A 21,696-nucleotide genomic window follows, 5' to 3' on the forward strand; every position below is an offset into this window, starting at 1 on the left:
ATCTTACATTTTCAAATGTAAATATCTAATTATAAGGTATTTATCTATTAATCATCTAAATGTTTAACCTATGTTTACCCAACTAAAAAGAAAAAACGCTGTAATCTATTCAATTACAACGTTTTATAAGTTTTTAAAAGTGGTGCCACCAGGAATCGAACCGGGGACACAAGGATTTTCAGTCCTAATATTTTAAATATATAATAAATTGATTATAAAATATTTATATTAATTATTATATTTGTATATGTCAACAAAATAATAACTATTGATATTTTTATTATTTACTGATTATTATATTTTAAGTAGATTATAAAGAAAATGCATACTACCAAATTTACGATTGAAGATTATCTGGCCGAATATCTCCGAGGTAAATGGGGAGTGAAAGATAAGGATGGAAATCATACATCCGTAGTTAGAATCCCAGAGAATATATATCTATATGACATATTATCCTCTATAACAATAAAAAAGCCCCGTCATATTAAAGAAATAGATGGAAATCTGGAAATAGTTATTCCACACCGCAGAGAGGGTAACAAGAAACCCGAAGTATATAGCTATGTCAGCAAGAAAGGAGCAAAATTATTTAATAAGTCACTTAAACTCTTCTTTCGCGCTGATTTACATGAATACCTGGATCACAAAAAACACGAAGAAGGAATATCCTACAAAGACGCCGGCTTCATGTTTGTCGCTGAACTAGGAATTGAGTCCTTTGATTCGGAGTCTGTAACAAAGAATTATTCAAGATGGAGACAGAAAGTAAGAAATAGAAAAAAGGCCTATGCTACCAGATAAAAAGAATAGGTTAATTAAAGTTAAAACACAGCGACAAACCTTACCTTCCTGTCCTTTTTTTTGCGGCAAAAGTGCGGCAAAAGTGCGGGTTTGTTGATATACAACACATTATGCTATGAATAAGGTAATTTGTAAGAGGCTCGAGCTCGTCCATGTTCAGGACATCGATAAAATGTATGCTGACCAGGTAACGCTAAAACCAGGTAAAACATTCACCCAGTTAATACTTGAAGGAAAGGCTGAATATAGCAGTCAATCACAAACTCCGGATGCCGGACCAGTAGTAAATGAAACTGTAACAGCCAAAATAAGGCCCACTCAGGAATCATATATAATAAAGTTTCCACTAAGATATTATGTTATCCGGCTTTACACAGATGCCGGAGCATTTATAGTCGGCTCTCTCGACTACCCTGCAGAACTAACGTTCAAAGATGATAAGGTATATGTAAATCTTACTTTTAAGGCTTCGAAACCGCTTTAATAGTCCTTTATAACCCCTCCTTATATAGATAACATTGCATAAAACTTCAATGCAATGTTTGAATTCCTTTTACAAGAAATCTTGACGTCCAAGCTGTTGATGCACCATTCATCACTCAATAGCTTGGAGATTCTTATTCAAAAATTAAGAGAACCGGAAAAAGCAGAAAAACCAGGGAAACAATTAACTCCGGTAAATCTCCTTCCTGGATTCAATATCAGTTGTGTAAAATATGCTACTCCCGGGGACATCTATATAGAGAAAGATCCATTCGCCGATCTGGATGAAAACTCTATTGCCATAATCCCTATCATCGGCTCGATGTTCAAATATAGTTCTTGGTGGAACTATGGGATGGATGATATTGCAGATCTTATCAGGCTGGCAGATGCATCACCTAATATTATTGGAACAATTCTTCTATGTAATACACCGGGAGGAACTTCTCAATCTATCATCCAACTGGAGGATGCCATGCGAAACCGGACAAAGCCCAGTGTCGGCCTGATTGACGGTAACTGTTGCTCAGGCGGAATCTATGCGCTTTCATTTTGCGACAGATTAGCAGCCACTAACCCCATGTGTGTGATAGGAAATATCGGAGTTTACAATCAAATCGTAAATGATGACAAGTGGTTTGAAGAAAGGGGCGTGAAATTTATTTCAGTTTATCCCCCAGAATCGAAATATAAAAATCTTGCTTATACCGAAGCAAAAGATGGAAACCCCAAAATACTGATAGAAGAATCCCTTTCTCCTTTCGCCATCCACTTCCAGAACATAATCAAGCAAAACAGACCTAATCTGGATTTGTCAGTTGAAGGAATTATCGAAGGAAAAGACTTTTATGCCCAGGATGCTGAAAAGAACGGACTGATAGATACCATAACCAATCTGGAAGGTGCGGTCAACCTATTAAGAATTCTCCATACAGAAAAACAATCAATTTATTCACCTTTTAAAAAATAGAAAATGAAAAAAAAATGGCAAAAGCGATTGATGTCCTTAGTTAGCAAACTAGGATTCGGTGAAAAGATGAAAGCCGGCTCTTTGACAGCTGACGAACAAAAACAGCTTTTCACTGAGTACGAATCTACCTATGGCCTGACATTCGCTGCAGATAAAGAAGCAGACGAAGATGATGACGAAGAAAGCCAGAGTGTTCTCTCAGCTGAAGAACAAATGCAACTGGCTTCAATCTTCGGAGAAGACAAAGCTCCGAAGACAGCAAAAGAAGCAGTTCCTGCCCTAACAAAAAAAGTAAAGGAACAGAGGCAGACGATTGAAGACCTTGGTAAACAAACAGAAGACGATACGCCATTAGAGAAAGTAAAGGCAGAGAAACCATCTACTCTGGTCATTGCTACTACTTTAGGATTGTCTGCACACTCTACTGCATACCTATTCGGAATTGAAAGTCCTACTTTCGCCCGGGCTAAGTGGTATAACAACCTGATGGTAGCCAGAAAAGCACACGAATCGGAAGCCGATATCACTCCGGAACAAAGTGTTGAATTCAAAGAAGCTGTAACGGCACTTTCTACAGAGTTGAGAAATCGTGTCGATTATCTGAACCAGAATAATATGCTGGATCTTCTCGATTTTGAGAAGCTAGTATCTGGCCAGGGATCAATCGATTATTCCGACTTATTTGGCCAGGCTGGGGAATATATCGTTCGCCGTACTGACATAATCCTGGCTTATTTGCGGTCACTCCCGAGTGTGGATCATATCTTCCCGATGGTCTCCAATGTGCAAAACAAGGAAATTGTTCCGGGAGCTCACTTCGGGGAGCTATCCCAGGGATACCGTAAAGGCAAGATATATAAGGGCCGGGCAAACTTTACTGCTGAAATTTATGCAGTAAACGATCTGATGTTCAAATTTTTATTTGAAGACCTGATCGACTTGGAGAAACAATATATTGGATATCTGAACCGTGAAGGCTCTAACGTTATCAAGTGGACATTCATTGAATGGATCATGGTTCACTTCGGACAGATTCTACATAATGAACGTAACCAGCGCCGTGTAATCGGCGTACGTGTTCCACAACAAAATGTAAAAGACAATCCTGCCATGTTTGGGGCAGATGGTATCCTGAGAGCAGTGGAAAGAGTGGAAGAACAATACAAGGTACTTCCGTTTCTGGACATGAAAACATATGATAACAGTACAATACTCGATTATTTCGAAGAAATATACGATCGGGTTGAACAGATACTGCCATCGATGGAAGGAATGAGTTTCTATGCAAATGGAAAACACAAAAGAGCCTATACTCGTTTGTTCCGCGCCAAATATGGTAAAGACAATGACTTCACAGGGGTAAAAGAAGGCCTGATCGATATCTCCCCGGAAAAAATCATCTGGGTCCCAAATATGAAGAATACCGACTACAAGGTAATTCTTACATTCCCAGGTAATATGGAGAATTATGAGGATAAGCCGAACGAAATGGTAATGTTCTACTTTGAACGTGACTGGGAGTCTCTGGGCGTTATGTCTCGTTGGAAAGAAGGATCCGGACTCCGCCAGGCTGGAGTGAGATATAAAGACCTCGAGCTATTGAAGAAATCGAACTTCAAGCATCAGTATGTATTCACCAACTTCCCTGCAACAGATTTGGATCCGGACGTATCGAAGATTGATGGTAGTCTGAACACACTGTTCCTTACCGGTGAAAATACTGCAGCTGCAGTGATAACTGATATTGAGAACTTCGAGCAAGACAGGGTGTACAAAATCGTGTGTGGCTCTTTGAACAATGCTACTAAAGTCAACAAAACTGGCAAATTTGCAAAAATACAATCTCAGTTTGTTCCGACCAAAGTAGGGGATTACATTAAAGTATATGCTGAACTGGAAGATTATCAGGAAACGACTGAAGATGGAGAAACCTACACTGCTACCCGTCCTACCGGAAACTTCTTGGAGCTTGAACGTAAAGTTTCAGCTTAAATTTATACCGGAGCTTCAGAGCTCCGGATATTACTATCTCTTAATAGAATAAATAAATATGATATTAAATAATCTAGAAAAAACAGGGGATAAAAATTCTCAATTGCATACCATGAGATACAGGATTTACCTGGCTCTTATGACAGATGTAGACATATTGAATTTCCCCCAGGCAATCCGAGGCGCAATTCTTTCGAATGTCCTGAAGCCCGGTGCATTCTTTAAGTTTTTGGATGCAAAAGCGCAATCTATAAAACCGAATGCGGAACCCGGAGAATCTCCATTTAATGGTAAGATTGTTCTTAATCCTATTATCGAGGGTATTTCAGAGGAAACCTTGCAATGGATATATGACAATGTTGGTTTAGATTTTCTCGTAGTTTGGGAACGTTGTTCTGATGGCCAACGATTCATTGCAGGAGATCCATGCTCCGGCGGCTTAAAACTCTCTTATACCTCAATAGGTGAACTTGAAGGAGGTCTGGCCGGTATAGCTACAGCATTAACAGGTGGTGAATGTCCAAATCCATTCTGGTTTTACAAAGGGCCGCTTCCCCTTGAACCTCCGACATATGTGCCTGCAGATGCAACAACATTTGCGTTAACCGAGAAATCACAATATCAATTGACGGATAATACTGCAGCAAAAGTATTGACTGATATCAGTGGTGTGTCTGATTCAGATGTAGGGCGAGTTATAGAAATACTCGGAGCCGGATCCACAAATGCAACTAAAATAAGTCCTTCAGCTAAATTTATTTTGCAGAAGGGGATTGATTTTGTTGCAACTTCAAGTAACCGGATCAGCTTCTATATAAGCAAAATCGGTTCGTCCGGATATGCATTCTATGAGGTACACCGGGCTTAACCAATGTATTCACATATAAAAGCCACGATTATGTGGCTTTTATTTTTAATATTTGAAATATGAGAAAAATATCTTTCGCAGAAAAAAACAGTCTTGTTATAAGACATAAAAATAAAAAGTTCTTTTTTAAAGACCTGGAATTATTCAATAAGCATTTTCCGTCTCACGCACTGATCAATGAACTAGCAAGGGCTAATGAATTTTCATATGATCGTTTGGATGGGCAGATGCTTTACGAATTACTGAGCATCGTGGAAATGAAGGAAATACTGGAAAACCGGACAGAAAAAGAACAGGTGAAGTTACCGGAATCTACAGGGGTCAAAACATTGGATGATGTTAAAACGTTGCTAATCGAACAGCTGGGCCTCACTGAAGAAGACATTGAACAGATTGGTGAAGATTATCTCCAGTTCCTTACAACTAAGGATGATGAAGATATAAAAGTCGCTGTACAAAAGTTCGTTGCTGCACTTCGTCCAGCCAAAGAAGGCGAAAATGAAAACGACAACGATGGTGACAGTACTGCCGGAGAAAACAGTTCCGGAGATGGTACCGGAGGTAAAGCGCTGGACACACCAGTGAAAGAAGAAATTCCAAAGACAGTACCTGAAGTAGCGAAATCAGTAAAGACAGCCAAAGTGGAAATACCGGTGAAATCAATGAAGGTCAAAACACCTGCTCCAGCTGATAAAAAAAAAGAAGCAAAAGCGAAGAATTCCAAAAAATAAACTGGACCAGTTACACTAATTCGGATATTCAATTATGCATTCTCCTGTATGACGACCGAGTAAACACTTACCATCGCCTGCAGGAGATTGATGCTATATTGGATGACGAAACAGACAAGGCACTCGAGTTCGTTCTTCTTGATATTAGGAACCAGCAAGCACATAAAGAATTACAATCATTCAATGATACCGGTGATTTTAAGTATATACATCCACTTACAGTTAAGGCCAGATATAAGCGGACCCAGAGAGAAGAATTAATCAAGTTGAAAAAAGAGGACCCGGCTGCATTCCTGAATGAAATTACAAACCTGAATCAAAATATTAGACGGATTACAAGCCAAATAAACAATAAAAAGTATAAGGATGAAGCAGAACATCAATCATGGCTCGATAACCTTGAAAAAGCAAAAATAAAGCGTCAAATAATAATAGAACTAATATGATCTATTGTACCGAATATCTACCAATATATTGTTTTGCTATTTCTTTGAAGAAAATATTTATAGAATCTTCAATAATTGTATCCAAATTGCTACCTTCTATAAATGAAAGAGAGGCAACGTAGATAGCTTCTTTTATATCTTTATGGGTTATAGTTATAAAGATAGCGTCATTAATATTTGCGTCTAAAGCTACGCTCAGATTTAGTGTTCCATTAATTGTAGATAATTGCATTTTAAAGTGATTATCTACATTGCTTTTTTCAAAAGAAGAATTCTGTATTTGTTTTAATAATTCAGACATATATATATTTTTTCAAATTCTCTCAAATTTACCCTTTTTCATTCTAAAACCCTCTAATTTTAAGAAAATGATATTCTTTTCATATCTAAAATACTGATTTTCAAACAAAGTTACAGTTTAACTTTTTGAAAATAAAAATTAGTATGCACGCGCTGCCCGTGCCGCTGTGTTGGCGGCTTGTAATGCAAAAAAGGGCAAAAAAAGGGTTATATGACGCAATATGTTAAATATCACGCGTTTAAATGTTAAAAATAGCGGAAAATTTGCATTTTTCGATACTTAAAATCGGATATCTCAAAAAGCATCGGATTGAATCCTAAAACACCTCGATTGGTTGTCCTTTATTCCCCCCCTCCCCTCGAATAGCTTTGTAATACATCATAAAATAAAGCTAAATGAATCAATTGAAATGGACAACTGAAAGACGAAGGGTGAGAGATCTCATCCCTTCGGACTACAATCCCAGGCTGAAGGATGAGAAGGGGCAGACAGTTCTGGAGGAAAGCATGGATGCGTTCGGCCTGGTAGACACACCGGTCATCAATCAGGACAATGCTCTTATATCGGGCCATCGCAGGCTGGAGTATTACATAGAGCGTAACCGGATAGATGAAGAAATAGACGTTCGTGTTCCGTCCCGGATGCTGACTGAGGATGAAGTCAAGCGATACATGCTACTAGCCAATACGCATGCAGGCAAGTGGGATCTTGTGAAGCTGGAGGAAGAGTTCGGGGATATCTACAAAGATATTATGGTCAATGAGCTGCCATCGATAGAGGACACAGCTCTCCCATCAGCTGAACAGGTAACCCGGAGTAAGGATGCAGAACGTGAAATCATAGAGGACGAGTTCAACGATCTGCCACCGAAGAATCCCATCACTCAGGTAGATGACCTCTATGAGCTGGGAGTACACAGGCTTATCTGTGGAGACAGTACCGATATGAATGTAATAGGCCGTTTAATGGCCGGACTACTCGCACATATGGTATTCACCGATCCACCATATAACTTGGCTCCGGAACAGTTTTCCGGTTTCGGAAAGAATGAGGCCCAGACATTCGCAATGGGTGTCGGTGAAATGTCGGAGGAACAGTTTATTGAATTTCTGAAAAAAAGCTTCTTGGTCTTGATCCGGCACTCCGTTAAGGGTTCTATTCACTATGTATGCATGGACTGGAAGCATGTACTCGAGATCAGAGCTGCAGGAAAGGTCTATTCGGAATATAAGAATATGATAGTCTGGAATAAGACAAATGGCGGGATGGGTAGCTTCTACCGATCCAAACATGAGCTGGTCTTCATGTTCCAAAACAAAGAGGTCCTACCTGAAGAAATACTCGATGCCAGGATAACCGATATCGAGCAAACAGGCTACGAATCGCATCACGAACTGATTTTCGTGTTTAAGAGTGGGCGTGAACGCAATGTAAACAACTTCATGTTAGGTCAAACAGGTCGATACCGGACAAATGTCTGGGATTATCCCGGTGCGAGTTCATTCAATAAGACTGCAGACGTTAGTACCAAGGATCACCCTACTCCAAAGCCCGTAAAACTCGTAGCGGATGCAATAATGGATTGCAGCCTGATCGGACACATCATACTCGACATATTCTCCGGATCCGGAACAACTATCATCGCAGCTGACCAGACTGAACGTATTGCATATGTCGCAGATCTCGATCCGGGATATTGTGACCTGAACGTTCGAAGATATATCCGCTATTGCCGGAATGCAGGTAAACCATGTGTAGTGAAAAAGAACGGTGTAGTATTAACCAAAGAACAACTAAAGGAATATGAATTACAATAGCGCCACTCTGGAAAAAGTCCGGGCCTTCGGTGTTCTAGGTTATCCACCACATGAAATCATTCACCTGGTAGAACCGGAAAATGAGGAACAATTCCTGAAGGATATTCAGGATCCTGCGCATGAAATATCCAAGGCTTATCAAAAAGGTAAGACAACCGGACAGTACACGATGGACAAAGCTCTCTTCGATGCAGCCAAAGCGAATGGCACGGATGCCAATGAGAAACTAAATCTGCGTCAACAAAAGAAAAGAGTGGAAACTGCTATATACGAAAGGTTTAATGTTTAATATTAAACATTAAATTATTATTTTTTCTATATTTGCCTAATAATATCATCGTATGACAGACATAGAAAAAGCAGCAAATATCATAAAAGATATAGCAGAGAAAAATCCAGAAGCAACTAAAGAATTAGGTAAAACTGCTGTAACATTAACTAAAGCAATCAATGTTGCTTTGGCTCCAATTTCATTAGTTGTTTGGGGGTATGATAAAATATCAGATTTTTTGCAAAAAAAATTAGCAGATAAATTAAACAATATACCAGAAGAAAATATCGTAACTCCTCCAATCAATATTGCTGGACCTACTATTGAAGCAATGCGTTTTACTGGAGAAAATGATATTTTAAGAGAAATGTATGCTAATTTACTAGCTACTTCTATGAATATAAAAACAACAGATAAAGCTCATCCTAGATATATTGAGGTTATTAAAAATATCACTAAAGATGAAGCCTTAATTCTTAGAAGTTTCATTAAATCAGATGTCTATCCATCAATCCGATTAAAAAAAATATCAAATACTATTACAAAATCATATAGTATAATTATGAATAATTATACGAATATCTTCGAAAAACTAGATGTTGATCGGAAAAATTTATTGATTTATTTTGATAACCTATCCTATTTAGGAATAATAACGATTAATTATAATGAAAGAATAAATAACGAGGATTTATATAATAAACTTCTAGCAACATCCGATATAAAAGAACTTATTAAAGGGTTAGAAGATCATAAAATAGAATATGAATTGGAAAAGGGATATATATCATTGACTGAATTTGGAAAAAACTTTATCAAAAATGTTGTAAATTAACAGAGTTTGAATTAATCTGTCCTTTACCAGCCCGCAAATGCGGGCTTTTTTTGTATCTATAAATTCAGATACATATGCTACAACACTTACAACAATTACCTATTGAAATAGTCCAGGGATACCTGGACAGCAGAAATGCCAAAGCAGCCGGAATAAAGCCGGCTCTAGCGGCCTATATTCTGCAAATAAACGATGCGTATAACCTCAGTAAGAAATACCGGAATGTAAGTGAATGCGCAAAACAACTCCAGCTTCTTCATCCGGAACTGGAATCTTTATCGGTTGCCAAAAGCCGTGTGTATGACGCAATAGAGTTCTTTAATGCTGATTGTACAGTAACAGCTCCGGCCTGGAACAGCTACTATGCTGATATGATGAAAAACCTGGCCGATGTGAATCTTGTAGCCCAAGACCTGAAAGAAGCCAGGAGATGCCTCGAACGTGCCCGGGAATATGACCTCGCAGCATCAGCTAACAGGATAGATCCACGACGTATCCAGTTCAAACATCAGTTAGTCTCTCCGGACGTTCAGCTTGCTCGTATGGGTGTGACTCCTGTCGGGGTTCTCCGTGCATGGGAGGAAGCCAAAGCCATTATTAAGAGCCGGGATATCTCCCAAGGCGAGCAAAAACGCTTATTAACCGAAACCGGACGAGAACTGGATACTTTAAAATATACAGATTATGAAGAAGTCGAAGGTTAATGAGAATGTCTTTATCCGGGCTTATCTGTCAGTTGTTCAAATAATAGCAATGTTACTGGATCCGACGTTCTTGTTTGGAGAACTTGGCCGTGGATCCGGAAAGACTACGCACATTCTCGCTCCCCGGATTGACAGAGTTCAGAATGATATGCCTGGTGCAATGCTTGTGCTTGCTGCTGCAACTTACAAAAGTATTCTGGACAATATCGTCCCGGGCATACTTGAATATTTTCTGGAAAATTATGAGCGGGGTGTTTACTTCGAATTCGGGAAAAGACCTCCGGCACACTTTGGAGTTCCAACATCAAAGAATCCAAACTGGTCCCGATCGGAAATCGAGAAAATAAACGATTTCAAACATACTATCACCTTTGTAAATGGTACGGTTATTAAGTTCGTTTCATGCGACAGGCCCGAATCGATGCTCGGTCTTAATGCTGCCCACCTATTCATTGACGAAATGATCCGGATCCCGGAAGAGAAATTCCTGGAACGAATTATACCGGCATTACGCGCCGACCGTTCGAAATTCGGACATTCGCATTATTACATGGGTATTACTGGTTTCAGCTCGACACCGAACTTCGAAACAGACGAAGACTGGTGGACAAAGAACGAAAAGGACCATAATCAGCCATTAATGGATAAGATCCTCGAGATAGCATACGAAGCAGACCTACGCATGGGTAAACTTCTGACAGCTCAGGCAGAAGCCGATACAGAAGAAATAAAGAAGCTACAACGCTATGTTGACAGATGGACTGAACGTCTGAATAAACGCTCGGATGATCCAGATCAGTGTGGACTACGTGTCGACCAGACAGCTTATCTCCGGGCTTCGTCTTTCTCCAATATAAAGATTCTGGGAATAGATTATATCAAAAACCAGATTAAAACAATAAAGGATCCTGATAAATTAAACACTTCAATCCTTGCCGTTCGAAAATATAAGGTGAAAGATATGTTTTTCGGGAAGTTCGGGAAACAACACCTGTTCGATGACGGATACGAATACAAGTATATAGACCGCGTTGCGCTTGGTGAAGATAGGGAATCATCCAGTCGCGACCTGAAATACTGCAATCCTAACATGCCATTGATTGCCGGATATGATCCCGGGCCGTTCCAAAGTATTGTTTTCGGCCAGGAAGAAAAGCAAAAAAAGACATTCCGGATCATTAAGGATATATGGGTATACCATCCAGATCAGCATGCGGAGCTCGCAGAAAAAATAGACACTTTTTTCAAGCACCACAAAAATAAAGTAATATACCTGTATTATGACCGTGCCGGGAATCAACGTGATCCTGCCTACCGGAAAGATTATCCATTGCTGGGTACTCTGAGAGATACTGATGCCAACCTATTGCAGATCGCACTGGTCGCCCGGGGCTGGACAGTCCATCCGATGAGCCGTAACCAGGCGACAATATTCTACAGCCAACATTACCGGTTATTGAACAAACTATTCGGAGATCAGGAAGGAAAGCACTGGAAGATACTGATAGACCGGAATGAATGTGAGGCCCTGGTAAGCTCCATCAACCATTCACCGTTGAAGAAAGGAACCAGGGACATAGAACTGGATAAGAGTAGTGAAAAATTAGATTTTGAAGACCAGGCTATGTATTCGACACAGCTATCATCAGCACTCATGTATTTGCTGTGGGGAAGATTCAGCGAAATATTGCCGGCATCGGACCGAGTAAAAATAACACCTCAAGGTGCCGGAACATATAGTGGATAATCCTATATTTGTAAAAATTAATCAATATTACACAAATGGCTAACAAAGAATTAAAAGTAGGAGATGTCGTAAAACTTAAATCTGGTTCACATCTAATGACGATAAAAGGTATCGATAAAACTCAACAAGGACGTGAGTATCCTGTGTGGTGCGAATGGTTTGATGAAGATAGTAAGGAATTTAAAGTCAGAGAATTTGTAGTTGAAGCATTGACTTTGGTTGATAATAAATAAAAAAAGCTCCCGATCCTAAGACCGGGAGCTTCAGCTGTCAAGCTAATCGCTAACCATTGAGAATGGAAAGTGATTTTTCTTTAAACTGCCTGGACATATCTTCCAGTGCATATGCCAGAGTCTTTCTTTCTTCCTCAGTCAATTTTGCGGGCTTACCATGTACCATATTCCCGTTTAATCGCTGATATAGCCAAGAACGTGATTTATTAAAGTATTTTTTTGCGATATACGACATGGATGCCATGTCTGCAATATCGCCCATCTCTACAATTGTTTTCAATTCTGATATACGATCATCAATCGCTTCTATTGATGACATCATCTCTTCCTCGGTCTGAGCCTTTATCATTTGCTTAATTTGGGCTTTAAACTCCTCCTTTTTTTGCGGATCGGTCGCTTTCCTATATTCTTCCCTAAGGGCTTCCAAATCTAATACTGCCATATTTTTTGGGTTTTACCCCCTCACTCGGAGGGGGTGTTGTTTAACATCTCTTTTAGTTCGTTGTAGCGGTCCAGTACGCTGTCTATATATTCCGCAGCTCCCGGGCGATTTCTTAATTCAGGTTCTTCGTTATATGCATCTAAAATCATTTCGAGCATTTCCACTTCCTCCTGAATTTTTTCTCTTTCGCTTTGTTCCATCATTTCAACTTTTTTGGTTAATACTACGCTTAGCTTGACAATACAAATATACGTAATTCCTTTATGATAACCAAATGGTTACCAAGGTATTTTAAAAAAAAGAGTTAAAAAAAAGAGGAACAAGTTGTAAGAATGAATATAAATTATAGTACATTTGTAATGAAATGGCCCTTAAACTCTTATAGCCTTAACAAAAGGTCTCATCTTTATATAATCGATTAATCTTACTCTTTACTTCATCTAATAAATACACCCTTTATTAACCCAAATAAACTTCTATGTTATGAAAAAAAAAGTATTATTTATTGTTTGTATTTGTAGTTTGATATCATTAAGTATTGGATGCTCAGACGATGATGGTTGGAAAAAAGTCGCTTTTCAAGATTTCATTCTTGATAAAACCTGCCAGTGGACTGAATTTGAAAAGCAAAAAATATATAGGATTGATTCTCAAACTGATTTATTAAACTACATAGAATGTGAAGATAATAAGATACCTCAAATAGATTTTGAGAAATACACTTTGTTAATGGTAAGTTTTGATCTGCCAAATCCCGGTTATAGTATTACTAAGAAATTAACAAGAAACCAAAATAACTATTTGTTTGAAATAAGATACAAAAGTTCGGGTACCCCACAACCAGCAGAGGTGATTTTGATCCATGTTGCAGTGCTTATTGAAAAGATAGAAGCAACATCATCAATTGAATTATCAATTTCGAAACAATAACAAGTAATATTATAACAATATGAAAAAAATACAGTTGATAGTAATCCTATTCTTCACTTTTAGCTTGTTTTTGTCAGCACAAACAAATTATTTTTATAATGGGGATGGGAAAAAAATAGTTTTGAAACTACGGAATGATTTATTGTTTTTGGAGAAGAACAATGCAAATTCACAAACTCGGCTTAACCAAAAAGTAGTGCATAATTTTGAAAAGTATATCATTGTAGAAAATATTGATTCTAAATTACAAAAAACAATATCAGATGAAAACCTAATGTTTGAGGCTGAAGATGGAACATTACAAGCATTGTCTAATACCGTTTTGATGAAACCTAGTGAAACTCCCATAAGAATTGTATTGAATAAACTTAATTTAACAAATTCTGTAGTTAAGTTGGATTCCATATATGATATGTACATCATTGAATTCAACACAACTAAAACAATGGATATAGCCAATAAAATATGGGATAGTGGTCTTGTCTCTTTTGCCGAGCCTTCATTTTACAAAATAATCAAATTACAGAACCCCCTTTATTCTTTGCAGTGGGGATTTAGAAATACTGGACAAACAGGAGGCACAATAGGAATAGACGTAAATGTAGAACCAGCTTGGAATTTAACAAGGGGTAATTCTAATATAAAAGTTGCAGTTTTAGATGAAGGAGTCAGACTTGACCATCCTGATCTTCAGGGAAATCTATTATCTGGCTATGATGCGACAGGCAATAATAGTAATGGAGCACCAAATCAATCAGACTATCATGGAACCGCATGTGCAGGTATTATTGCTGCTGTAGATAATAATATAGGGGTTGTAGGAATTGCTCCTAATTGTAAAATGATTCCGGTTCGAATAGCTTATAAAGGTTCAGATGGAAGATCTTGGATAACGCAGGATTCTTGGATAACGCAAGGAATAAATTATGCATGGAACACAGCTAAAGCAGATGTCCTGAGTAATTCATGGGGAGGGGGATCAAATTCAACAGCTATCAACAATACTATACTGAACGCTATGTCTCTAGGAAGAAATGGGCTAGGGGCAGTCGTTATTTTTGCATCGGGAAATGACTCTGCTCCAACAGTTTCTTATCCAGCTTCTTTAGCCGACGTAATTGCAGTAGGAGCACTTACTCCTACTGGACTGCGTGCAGATTTTTCTAACTATGGAGATGCATTAGATGTGGTAGCTCCAGGTGCTCATATTCCAACAACGACTATTAATGGCTATACAGAATCTTTTGGCGGGACATCGGCTGCATGCCCCCATGTAGCTGGTATTGCGGCATTAATATTATCTATAAATCCGGAACTGACATCGCGAGAGGTGCGTAATACTATAGAGTCAACATGTAGAAAAGTCGGAGACTATTCTTATTCTGTCAATAAAATGAATGGCACTTGGAATAATGAAATGGGCTTTGGTCTTGTAGATGCTTATGCCGCTGTAAGAAGAGCTCTTGGCTACAAAGAAATTGTCAGTCCCAATGACCTATACCGCAGAAGTAAATTCTGGTTCAAACTCAAGGATGGCTCCAATGCCACATGGAGTTGTACTAACATTCCTGGTATAACAATCAATTCATCAACAGGTTTATTGAATAACACGAACTTTGATTACACAGGGAACATTACTATAACAGCTGCGACGTCAACCATAGCATATACTAAAGTTATATATATAAGTCCAGAGTATATAGATGGTAAATTCATATTTAATAATACGACAAAGACCTTCTCCGAAATACATTCGGGTTATCCTTTGTATGAAAATGGATTTGATTTGAATGCAGGTTCTACAGCTGTTTCGAATTTGGCAATTGAAATCACTTATCCCGGATTGGCTATTATCGAGGGTAAAACACCTGTTTATAGCTGGGTAAACTATTCAATGACTCCGCGTTTCACAATCGAAAATAATGGTTCCAGAATTAAATTTTCACGTCTTATGGTCGATGAATCTGCCGAGATAGGATTAGAGATCGAAACAGGAAAAGGAACTATATCACAAATGTTTTATCTTAATACAGGACGTTTTTCTCCAATCCTCTATCCATTCAGCTCTTATAGACTTTCACCACTTGAAGTTAAATTGACAGACAACACTATTACAGTTTCAGAAAGTACAGGACAGGAAAGAGGTATATCTTATACTAATCTAGCAGATAATAATTCTTATGTATATGAGATATTGGATATATTGGGAACATATAAAATGCAAAAAGGAAATTTCAAATTATATATTGGTGGCAGTAAAGATATAGATATATCAACTTTACCCAAAGGTTTCTATGCTTTAACTATCTACAAAAATGGAGAAAGAGTTCATTCAGGGAAATTTAAAAAGTAGATAATCGACTATAATATATTTATTTGTCAAATTAAAATATATGCAAAAACTTATAACAACTTACATCAATAATACCGATGTAAAAGAGGTGAACCTCTGGTCTCATAAGACTAAGCGGGACAAGATCGTAGCCGTATGCCAGGACGATGATCTGGTAACCGTGCTTCAGGTAGATGGAGACTATTCGAAGGTAAGGACCAGCGATGGGAAAGAAGGATGGTGTATGTCCGGCTTCCTGATATGAACCCAGCAAAGAATAAATAATTGAGCAGTCGTACAACGGTTGCTCTTTTTTTTGTAGCTTTGTATCGCAACCAGATAATCTATTAGACAGCCGCTGAGATCAGGATTATTTCAAATCCTCATAACAGCGGTTGTCTTTCCGTACATTCTTTTTTAGGCGGTTGTCTGATAGAGTCTGGTTGCAAGCGGAAATGGCAGCCGCTACTCTTTTGCCATAAACTGTACAGTTATGAGCAATACAGATAACCAATCACAAATAATACCACCGGATCGGATATCCCTTATTACGAAAGCCGGCAAACTGAACTACTCTATTGAGCAGACGGTCTCCATCGTCCGTTCACATCATCCCGCATTAAGTAAAAATACATTGAAGGATCTTCTCTCCGATCCTGAATCAGCTGAATATGAAGCATACCATACCGGGAAAGATGCCGGCATGTTCGATGTAGAGTCCGGGCTTCACGATGCGGCAGCCGGAGGCGATGGCGATGCTCAGAAAGCCCTCCAGAATCTTCGGGCAGAAAGGGCTGTCGGAAAAGCAATAAAGGATAAGTTTTTTCCGGATACAGAATAACCCCGGCGAAAGCCGAGATTATAAATTGAAGTTAATTTTATGGTGCGAAGCCCTGCAGTAATGTGGGGCTTTTTTGTCCTTTAACGCCTTATTTGGTTAGGCTTCTTTTGTGCTATGGAATTGAAAACAATCACCGGGTGTGAAGCCATTGACCTGATGCGCAAAACGAAACTTATTCCGGGTGCTACATTCGGAATCAGATTTATAACCTGCGACCTGAATCGTATGGAGTACGGCCATATCCGTGTATACGAGGAATGCCTGGTGCGATCGGCCAGACGAAACGAGGGCCTTGCTGTGGATCCGGATCATTATTTATTTTTCACCGATACATCTACGGACGAACCAAGGCAATGCTTCAAGAAACTCATCCGTGCCGTTTGTTTTCCTCCATCAAATCAATGGCTAACAGTTAAATGGTTCACATGAGTAAAAAGACAAGACAGCCTGTAGGCTATGTTAAACCGGGTTCATCGACAACGGTTGAGATATATAATGGTAACCGGGGGATAGCCTCGAAGCCCGGAGTTGCTGTTCTTACATTCGAGATCCAGGGTGTTGAAGACCGGGAAGATATCCGTTTTTCGGAATCGCGTTCTACTTATCAACGCTATGTAAATGACCGGCTGGCCCTCAATCTTGGAGGCTATTCCGTTCCCATCTGGGGACATTACAACCTCTATCCCCAGGAAATATTCTCCATGGTAAGCGAAAACAAACTACTGCCGGAGGTTATCGAGAAACAAGTCAAATTCATGTTCGGCAAAGGTCCCCGCCTGTACAGGGAAATCATCACCGGGGAAGGAGAAAAGCAAAAGAGAGTCCGCATACCGGTAGAAGACCAGCGCATTCAGGACTGGCTTGACAGCTGGGAAGAAATGGGATACCAACATTTGTGGGAGTACCTGAAGAACATTATCACCGACTTTTATCATGTAAAGACCTGTGTGTCGAAATACAATTTCAATGTCTCAAGGCGAATAAACGGGCCGTTGCCAATAGCAGCTCTCACCTATGTAGGATCGGACGAAGCGCGGTTGGCAATGAAAGGAGCAAAGCCAAACCGTTCCATCAAAAACGAAGACTGCAAGTATGTCATTGTGGGCGACTGGCTGAACATCACGGCATCGGAATATGATGTATGGCATCGCTTCGATCCACGGACGCCCCTGAAGTATTCGCCGGCTATTTCCTTTACTCACGACAAGACCTTCACCAAATGGGTATATGCACTCAATAGCTGCTTTAAAGGCCTGAAGGAATACATGAAGGCTTCGGAACTCGCTCCTAAATACCTGAACTCCTACCTGAGGAACGCTCTGAATGCGCATATTCACGTACAAATACCGGGAAGCTGGTATGAGCAGCATAAAATTATACTGCAGCAGATCTGCTCTGATAATTTAATGAGAACGGACGTTCCTCTCCAGACGGAGTACCGGGGAGTAAAACTCGTAGGAGATGACGGTAAAGCATTACCGTTCTACGAAAGCATGATGGACGAACTTATATCATGTGAACTCCGCCGGATCACATCGCTTATGTCCGGAGAAGGAAAGAACCAGGGTAAACTATACGCAACGACTAAATGGGGCGAAGAAGGATGGAAGTTCGAAGAATTCCCCGGGAAGTTTAAAGACTTTTTCGACACTGTACTGAAATACGAGGAATATGCCAACAAAGCTATTCTGACAGGGAAAGGAGTACCATCTTCCATCTCGAATGTGGACGGATCCGGAATCATCAGTAAGTCCGGAAGCGAAGCGTATTATAATTACCTTCTCTATGTAATGACGCTGACGCTCGACGAATATTTTGTCCTGAAGGACCTGAACCGGGCTATTCACATAAATTTCCCGTATGCAAAGAAAGAAGGCATTAAAGCCGGCTTTTGGATAGACATCCCGGCTAAGTTACAGGAAACGACTCCGAGTGAACGCCCGACGAAAACAGCCACAGCCGACCAGGATTAATACAAAAAAATAATAATATGTCTGCAATTATAACCCCATTCAACAAAGAGAGCTTCGCTGATGAGATGAAGCCCAAAATATCCGGAGCAGATCTTACGCTCGAATACGAGAATATCGAGAGTTCCGTCTGTAAGGTTGCTGAAGACTGTATCGAAGTACTGTCAGAACCATTGTATGAAGCTATCTGCCAGGATAAAGGCACTACAGACGAAAAATTGCAAGCCAAGGCGCTGGATTATCTGCAACGTTCAATGCTACACTTCTGCCTGTACGAACATCTGATATTCTTAATGGCCAGGATAAAAGATGACGGGGTCACTGTGGTCAAAAGCGACACCGAGACAACAGTATATAAATACCTCCAGGACGGGCTGGAAAACAAGTTTATAACCATCGGATGGTTTTGGATGAATAAGCTGCTGCAACTGATGGACAAGAACATCGATAAATTCCCTCTGTGGAAAGACAGCGAACCCCGGAAGGATCTTGCAGATACTCCTATCACCCGGGATGATTTCTACAGATGGGTGGGAGTTAAAGATGACTACTTTGTTATTGTGGCCCGATGGCTCATCCGGGAAGCCTGGACCGACTGTGTCACCTCCCGGATAAAGGACCCGGAAAAGACAGACGCCATTGCCCGGGCAATGTGCTATGAGGTGATGGGACGGGCCTGTTCGCGCCTCGCATTCCTCCAGCTCCCGGAACCGGTACGCCTGGACATCAGCAATGAGATGTCGAAAGCCAATAAGGACAAAGAAGAATCCAATGTCCGGAAACGTGTGGCCAGTTCATTCACTAATCAGGCCGCCGCATACTGGACAGCCCTCGAGGTGCAGCTGAAGAATGATGAACTAAAGGAAAATCCCCAGAGTAGGCCTATATATACACCTCCGAGAATATCGGAAAATGATCCGTTTGTTTATTAGCCTATGAAAACAATTATATTAAATAAAGGCACGCTGGAGCTTCCCGAATCGTGGGATGAACTTACTTTCAGGCAAAAGATATTCGCTTTTACCAGGCTGAAGGCGGTCGCTGAAAAGAAAATTTCTCCTCCGATCTTCAGGATTCTGTTGCTGCAACACTTAACCGGCTACACACCGTCGTCCGGTTTTTATGTATGGTTTTTGAAATGGATAATATATTGTATCCGGGTTCCCTTCGTTTTTGTGTTCTATGTGTTTAGGTTAGGTTTAGTCAGATTGCCGGGTTATTGGTCGGTGTGGAAAGATTATCACCGGCCGAAACGAAGGGACCGGGATATAATTAATTACAATCTGTATATGCTTTCCGAACAATTGGACTTTGCATTCAGTATAGAAGACCATAAGGTGACCTGGAACCGGCACTTCTACCAGAATCCTATCCCGTACATTAAGATAAAGGGGAAGAAATTCACCGGTAGAAAATTCATCCGGGACGTAGCTCCATTCACAAATATAACGACGAAGGAGTATTGCGACTGTTGTGAGCTGTACTCAGGATATCATAGTTCACAGGATCCTGAGTATAGAGAGAAATGCATGGACAAATTGATTTCTATTCTCTATCCGGCTACCGGCGAATACAATGAGAACCTTGTAGGAGATCAGATGGAACTGATAGCATCGATATCCCCAGAGATTAAGTTTGGCATTCTTTATTGGTTTGCCGGCATTGTGGAATTCTATACTACGCATCCGGTCTATTCTATATTATTCCCGAAAGACTCCAGGCAGGAAGATAGTGAAAACAAGATCTCGGTCGGGATGAATGAAACAATCCTGATGATCAAAAAGAAAGGTTATCCATCTATCACGACAGACACCGTGAACGACTTCTTCGACGCCCAGATAAAAATAATAAAAGACGACCTGTCCGAAGCGATTGCCAAGGGTGCAAAGATAGAGGACCTGGTTAAGATGACAGGACTAAGTATTGATTTAATAAACAGGCTGACATGAATCCGGAAATATTAATCACATTATTCAAGTATTATGCAAAGTTCGTACCTAAACCGGTACTGAGAAGCATGTTCAAAAAATCGAGCGGGCAGATTCCCGGATACAATGAGATAGCCCAGGAAATACTGGCATCTCCGGATACTTATGTTATCCCGGATATCGATGCTTTTATCTTCTCTGCCAATGAAGGATTCCTATCCAAGAAAATAAAGAATTCCAAGAAAACGGTTCTGTATGTGGAATACGGTGCATTCTCCTATAGCCCGAACCAGACGTATGGTGTAAAGGAAAAGCTGGGCCTCCATGTTGCGCAACCTTATTCAGCATCAAACAATGATAACCTGAATGAGATGCTGATCATGGACAAAATGTACAAGATCTTAACTTCTATTCTCGACCAGATGGAGAAGGACCAGAAAGCATATGATTTTTGTGGAAACTCTAAATTAATCGAGTTCCCTGCGGACGTTGTAGCCATAGATCCTCCATTGTTTCACGACCGGACCGGGTGGATGGCCATCTTCGACTATTCCACCACAAATATAGTATTATGACACTGCAGGAAAAACAATCGGAATTTATTGAAATGTTTAACTCCCTCGAGTCCTGGCCTGATCGCTTCCAGTTCCTGATCGATATGGGGTCCGGTCTGGACGGACTCCCGGAGGTTATGAAATGTACATTAACACAAATAACATCATGTAATTCCCGGACATTCTTCTATCCTTCCGTATTTGATGGCATTGTGCATATTCGGGGCTGGAGCAATTCCGCAATAATGTCCGGACTTATTGCTATGCTACAAATGATATTCAATGGATGCCAGGTGGATGAAATATGGGAAGCAAAAGTATTAAACACAATCGACTTCCATCTCAGAACCGACCTGATCAATAATTTAACAGAGCAGCGTAAAGCCGGGCTCTTAGAAATGATAAACCGTGTGATACGGCTATAATTCCTTCCTATATTCTCTTTCCGTTTGTCCTTTAGAAGCTCGCTTTGGCGGGCTTCTTTTGTATCATCAGAT

At 40.0% G+C, this 21,696-nt stretch carries 26 protein-coding genes; 23 read left to right on the forward strand and 3 right to left on the reverse strand.

Annotated elements, in window-relative coordinates; genetic code table 11:
* Positions 1–321 precede the first annotated feature (321 nt).
* The 7 genes from QZL88_RS10045 to QZL88_RS10075 all read left to right on the forward strand — a co-directional run bounded on the left by QZL88_RS10045 (position 322) and on the right by QZL88_RS10075 (position 6,294).
* Positions 322–804 carry a hypothetical protein gene (locus QZL88_RS10045; RefSeq protein WP_296940718.1) on the forward strand — a complete coding sequence of 161 codons (483 nt, stop codon included), beginning with the start codon at positions 322–324 and terminating at the stop codon, positions 802–804.
* 115 nt (positions 805–919) lie between these two features.
* The gene (locus QZL88_RS10050; protein ID WP_296940720.1) at positions 920–1,288 is read left to right on the forward strand and encodes a hypothetical protein; all 369 of its coding nucleotides are present in this window, start codon (positions 920–922) and stop codon (positions 1,286–1,288) included.
* Positions 1,289–1,342: 54 nt separating this feature from the next.
* Positions 1,343–2,257, forward strand: coding sequence for a S49 family peptidase (locus tag QZL88_RS10055; RefSeq protein ID WP_296940724.1), 915 nt, complete (start codon positions 1,343–1,345; stop codon positions 2,255–2,257).
* 3 nt (positions 2,258–2,260) lie between these two features.
* Positions 2,261–4,249, forward strand: coding sequence for a hypothetical protein (locus tag QZL88_RS10060; RefSeq protein ID WP_296940726.1), 1,989 nt, complete (start codon positions 2,261–2,263; stop codon positions 4,247–4,249).
* Positions 4,250–4,307: 58 nt separating this feature from the next.
* Entirely contained in the window at positions 4,308–5,117 is an 810-nt protein-coding gene (locus QZL88_RS10065) for a hypothetical protein (RefSeq protein WP_296940729.1), read from the forward strand.
* Positions 5,118–5,176: 59 nt separating this feature from the next.
* Positions 5,177–5,848 (forward strand): hypothetical protein, encoded by a 672-nt coding sequence (locus QZL88_RS10070; protein WP_296940734.1) that lies wholly within the window; start codon positions 5,177–5,179, stop codon positions 5,846–5,848.
* Between the two features lie 98 nt (positions 5,849–5,946).
* A complete protein-coding gene (locus QZL88_RS10075; protein WP_296940739.1) occupies positions 5,947–6,294 on the forward strand; it encodes a hypothetical protein in 348 nt (115 codons plus the stop codon).
* Between the two features lies 1 nt (position 6,295).
* Here the strand turns inward: QZL88_RS10075 and QZL88_RS10080 are convergent, their stop codons facing one another.
* Positions 6,296–6,595, reverse strand: coding sequence for a hypothetical protein (locus tag QZL88_RS10080; protein WP_296940741.1), 300 nt, complete (start codon positions 6,593–6,595; stop codon positions 6,296–6,298).
* Between the two features lie 395 nt (positions 6,596–6,990).
* Between QZL88_RS10080 and QZL88_RS10085 the strand changes: the two genes are divergently transcribed.
* From QZL88_RS10085 to QZL88_RS10110, 6 genes are all read left to right on the forward strand, one after another.
* Positions 6,991–8,412, forward strand: a complete 1,422-nt coding sequence (locus tag QZL88_RS10085; protein WP_296940742.1) for a DNA modification methylase — start codon at positions 6,991–6,993, stop codon at positions 8,410–8,412.
* On the forward strand, positions 8,399–8,701 hold the full coding sequence (locus QZL88_RS10090; RefSeq protein ID WP_296940745.1) for a hypothetical protein: 303 nt from the start codon (positions 8,399–8,401) through the stop codon (positions 8,699–8,701). Before QZL88_RS10085 ends, QZL88_RS10090 begins: the two co-directional genes overlap by 14 nt.
* Before the next feature lie 52 nt (positions 8,702–8,753).
* Positions 8,754–9,518 (forward strand): DUF4393 domain-containing protein, encoded by a 765-nt coding sequence (locus QZL88_RS10095; protein WP_296940747.1) that lies wholly within the window; start codon positions 8,754–8,756, stop codon positions 9,516–9,518.
* Positions 9,519–9,592: 74 nt separating this feature from the next.
* Entirely contained in the window at positions 9,593–10,222 is a 630-nt protein-coding gene (locus QZL88_RS10100) for a hypothetical protein (RefSeq protein ID WP_296940750.1), read from the forward strand.
* Entirely contained in the window at positions 10,203–11,969 is a 1,767-nt protein-coding gene (locus QZL88_RS10105) for a hypothetical protein (protein ID WP_296940751.1), read from the forward strand. The genes QZL88_RS10100 and QZL88_RS10105 overlap by 20 nt, the downstream gene beginning before the upstream one ends.
* 35 nt (positions 11,970–12,004) lie before the next feature.
* The gene (locus tag QZL88_RS10110; RefSeq protein WP_296940753.1) at positions 12,005–12,202 is read left to right on the forward strand and encodes a DUF2158 domain-containing protein; all 198 of its coding nucleotides are present in this window, start codon (positions 12,005–12,007) and stop codon (positions 12,200–12,202) included.
* Between the two features lie 49 nt (positions 12,203–12,251).
* Here the strand turns inward: QZL88_RS10110 and QZL88_RS10115 are convergent, their stop codons facing one another.
* Both QZL88_RS10115 and QZL88_RS10120 read right to left on the reverse strand, forming a co-directional pair.
* A complete protein-coding gene (locus QZL88_RS10115; protein WP_296940756.1) occupies positions 12,252–12,644 on the reverse strand; it encodes a DUF5053 domain-containing protein in 393 nt (130 codons plus the stop codon).
* A gap of 20 nt (positions 12,645–12,664) precedes the next feature.
* Positions 12,665–12,847, reverse strand: coding sequence for a hypothetical protein (locus QZL88_RS10120; protein WP_296940760.1), 183 nt, complete (start codon positions 12,845–12,847; stop codon positions 12,665–12,667).
* A gap of 280 nt (positions 12,848–13,127) precedes the next feature.
* On the opposite strand from QZL88_RS10120, the gene QZL88_RS10125 reads away from it, so the two are divergent.
* The 10 genes from QZL88_RS10125 (at position 13,128) to QZL88_RS10170 (ending at position 21,624) form a co-directional block, all read left to right on the forward strand.
* Positions 13,128–13,574: a hypothetical protein gene (locus QZL88_RS10125; RefSeq protein ID WP_296940762.1), complete on the forward strand. Its 447-nt coding sequence runs from the start codon at positions 13,128–13,130 to the stop codon at positions 13,572–13,574.
* A gap of 19 nt (positions 13,575–13,593) precedes the next feature.
* On the forward strand, positions 13,594–15,927 hold the full coding sequence (locus QZL88_RS10130; protein WP_296940765.1) for a S8 family serine peptidase: 2,334 nt from the start codon (positions 13,594–13,596) through the stop codon (positions 15,925–15,927).
* A gap of 40 nt (positions 15,928–15,967) precedes the next feature.
* Positions 15,968–16,171, forward strand: a complete 204-nt coding sequence (locus tag QZL88_RS10135; RefSeq protein ID WP_296940767.1) for an SH3 domain-containing protein — start codon at positions 15,968–15,970, stop codon at positions 16,169–16,171.
* A gap of 228 nt (positions 16,172–16,399) precedes the next feature.
* A complete protein-coding gene (locus QZL88_RS10140; protein WP_296940770.1) occupies positions 16,400–16,747 on the forward strand; it encodes a hypothetical protein in 348 nt (115 codons plus the stop codon).
* A gap of 114 nt (positions 16,748–16,861) precedes the next feature.
* Positions 16,862–17,176, forward strand: coding sequence for a hypothetical protein (locus tag QZL88_RS10145; RefSeq protein ID WP_296940773.1), 315 nt, complete (start codon positions 16,862–16,864; stop codon positions 17,174–17,176).
* Positions 17,173–18,720: a hypothetical protein gene (locus QZL88_RS10150; RefSeq protein WP_296940775.1), complete on the forward strand. Its 1,548-nt coding sequence runs from the start codon at positions 17,173–17,175 to the stop codon at positions 18,718–18,720. Before QZL88_RS10145 ends, QZL88_RS10150 begins: the two co-directional genes overlap by 4 nt.
* Positions 18,721–18,737: 17 nt before the next feature.
* Complete coding sequence (locus tag QZL88_RS10155; protein ID WP_296940778.1) at positions 18,738–19,649, forward strand: DUF6712 family protein; 912 nt, start codon at positions 18,738–18,740, stop codon at positions 19,647–19,649.
* 3 nt (positions 19,650–19,652) lie between these two features.
* A complete protein-coding gene (locus QZL88_RS10160; RefSeq protein ID WP_296940780.1) occupies positions 19,653–20,666 on the forward strand; it encodes a hypothetical protein in 1,014 nt (337 codons plus the stop codon).
* Positions 20,663–21,220: a hypothetical protein gene (locus QZL88_RS10165; protein ID WP_296940783.1), complete on the forward strand. Its 558-nt coding sequence runs from the start codon at positions 20,663–20,665 to the stop codon at positions 21,218–21,220. The genes QZL88_RS10160 and QZL88_RS10165 overlap by 4 nt, the downstream gene beginning before the upstream one ends.
* Positions 21,217–21,624, forward strand: coding sequence for a SufE family protein (locus QZL88_RS10170; protein ID WP_296940786.1), 408 nt, complete (start codon positions 21,217–21,219; stop codon positions 21,622–21,624). Before QZL88_RS10165 ends, QZL88_RS10170 begins: the two co-directional genes overlap by 4 nt.
* The last annotated feature ends 72 nt before the right edge of the window (positions 21,625–21,696 follow it).

The sequence above is a fragment of the uncultured Dysgonomonas sp. genome (assembly GCF_900079725.1).
GTDB lineage: Bacteria > Bacteroidota > Bacteroidia > Bacteroidales > Dysgonomonadaceae > Dysgonomonas.

Coding starts and splice junctions, on each gene's coding strand:
- QZL88_RS10045 (WP_296940718.1), top strand. CDS start 322: ATGCATACTACCAAATTTACGATTGAAGATTATCTGGCCGAATATCTC.
- QZL88_RS10050 (WP_296940720.1), top strand. CDS start 920: ATGAATAAGGTAATTTGTAAGAGGCTCGAGCTCGTCCATGTTCAGGAC.
- QZL88_RS10055 (WP_296940724.1), top strand. CDS start 1,343: ATGTTTGAATTCCTTTTACAAGAAATCTTGACGTCCAAGCTGTTGATG.
- QZL88_RS10060 (WP_296940726.1), top strand. CDS start 2,261: ATGAAAAAAAAATGGCAAAAGCGATTGATGTCCTTAGTTAGCAAACTA.
- QZL88_RS10065 (WP_296940729.1), top strand. CDS start 4,308: ATGATATTAAATAATCTAGAAAAAACAGGGGATAAAAATTCTCAATTG.
- QZL88_RS10070 (WP_296940734.1), top strand. CDS start 5,177: ATGAGAAAAATATCTTTCGCAGAAAAAAACAGTCTTGTTATAAGACAT.
- QZL88_RS10080 (WP_296940741.1), bottom strand. CDS start 6,595: ATGTCTGAATTATTAAAACAAATACAGAATTCTTCTTTTGAAAAAAGC.
- QZL88_RS10085 (WP_296940742.1), top strand. CDS start 6,991: ATGAATCAATTGAAATGGACAACTGAAAGACGAAGGGTGAGAGATCTC.
- QZL88_RS10090 (WP_296940745.1), top strand. CDS start 8,399: ATGAATTACAATAGCGCCACTCTGGAAAAAGTCCGGGCCTTCGGTGTT.
- QZL88_RS10095 (WP_296940747.1), top strand. CDS start 8,754: ATGACAGACATAGAAAAAGCAGCAAATATCATAAAAGATATAGCAGAG.
- QZL88_RS10100 (WP_296940750.1), top strand. CDS start 9,593: ATGCTACAACACTTACAACAATTACCTATTGAAATAGTCCAGGGATAC.
- QZL88_RS10105 (WP_296940751.1), top strand. CDS start 10,203: ATGAAGAAGTCGAAGGTTAATGAGAATGTCTTTATCCGGGCTTATCTG.
- QZL88_RS10110 (WP_296940753.1), top strand. CDS start 12,005: ATGGCTAACAAAGAATTAAAAGTAGGAGATGTCGTAAAACTTAAATCT.
- QZL88_RS10115 (WP_296940756.1), bottom strand. CDS start 12,644: ATGGCAGTATTAGATTTGGAAGCCCTTAGGGAAGAATATAGGAAAGCG.
- QZL88_RS10120 (WP_296940760.1), bottom strand. CDS start 12,847: ATGATGGAACAAAGCGAAAGAGAAAAAATTCAGGAGGAAGTGGAAATG.
- QZL88_RS10125 (WP_296940762.1), top strand. CDS start 13,128: ATGAAAAAAAAAGTATTATTTATTGTTTGTATTTGTAGTTTGATATCA.
- QZL88_RS10130 (WP_296940765.1), top strand. CDS start 13,594: ATGAAAAAAATACAGTTGATAGTAATCCTATTCTTCACTTTTAGCTTG.
- QZL88_RS10135 (WP_296940767.1), top strand. CDS start 15,968: ATGCAAAAACTTATAACAACTTACATCAATAATACCGATGTAAAAGAG.
- QZL88_RS10140 (WP_296940770.1), top strand. CDS start 16,400: ATGAGCAATACAGATAACCAATCACAAATAATACCACCGGATCGGATA.
- QZL88_RS10145 (WP_296940773.1), top strand. CDS start 16,862: ATGGAATTGAAAACAATCACCGGGTGTGAAGCCATTGACCTGATGCGC.
- QZL88_RS10150 (WP_296940775.1), top strand. CDS start 17,173: ATGAGTAAAAAGACAAGACAGCCTGTAGGCTATGTTAAACCGGGTTCA.
- QZL88_RS10155 (WP_296940778.1), top strand. CDS start 18,738: ATGTCTGCAATTATAACCCCATTCAACAAAGAGAGCTTCGCTGATGAG.
- QZL88_RS10160 (WP_296940780.1), top strand. CDS start 19,653: ATGAAAACAATTATATTAAATAAAGGCACGCTGGAGCTTCCCGAATCG.
- QZL88_RS10165 (WP_296940783.1), top strand. CDS start 20,663: ATGAATCCGGAAATATTAATCACATTATTCAAGTATTATGCAAAGTTC.
- QZL88_RS10170 (WP_296940786.1), top strand. CDS start 21,217: ATGACACTGCAGGAAAAACAATCGGAATTTATTGAAATGTTTAACTCC.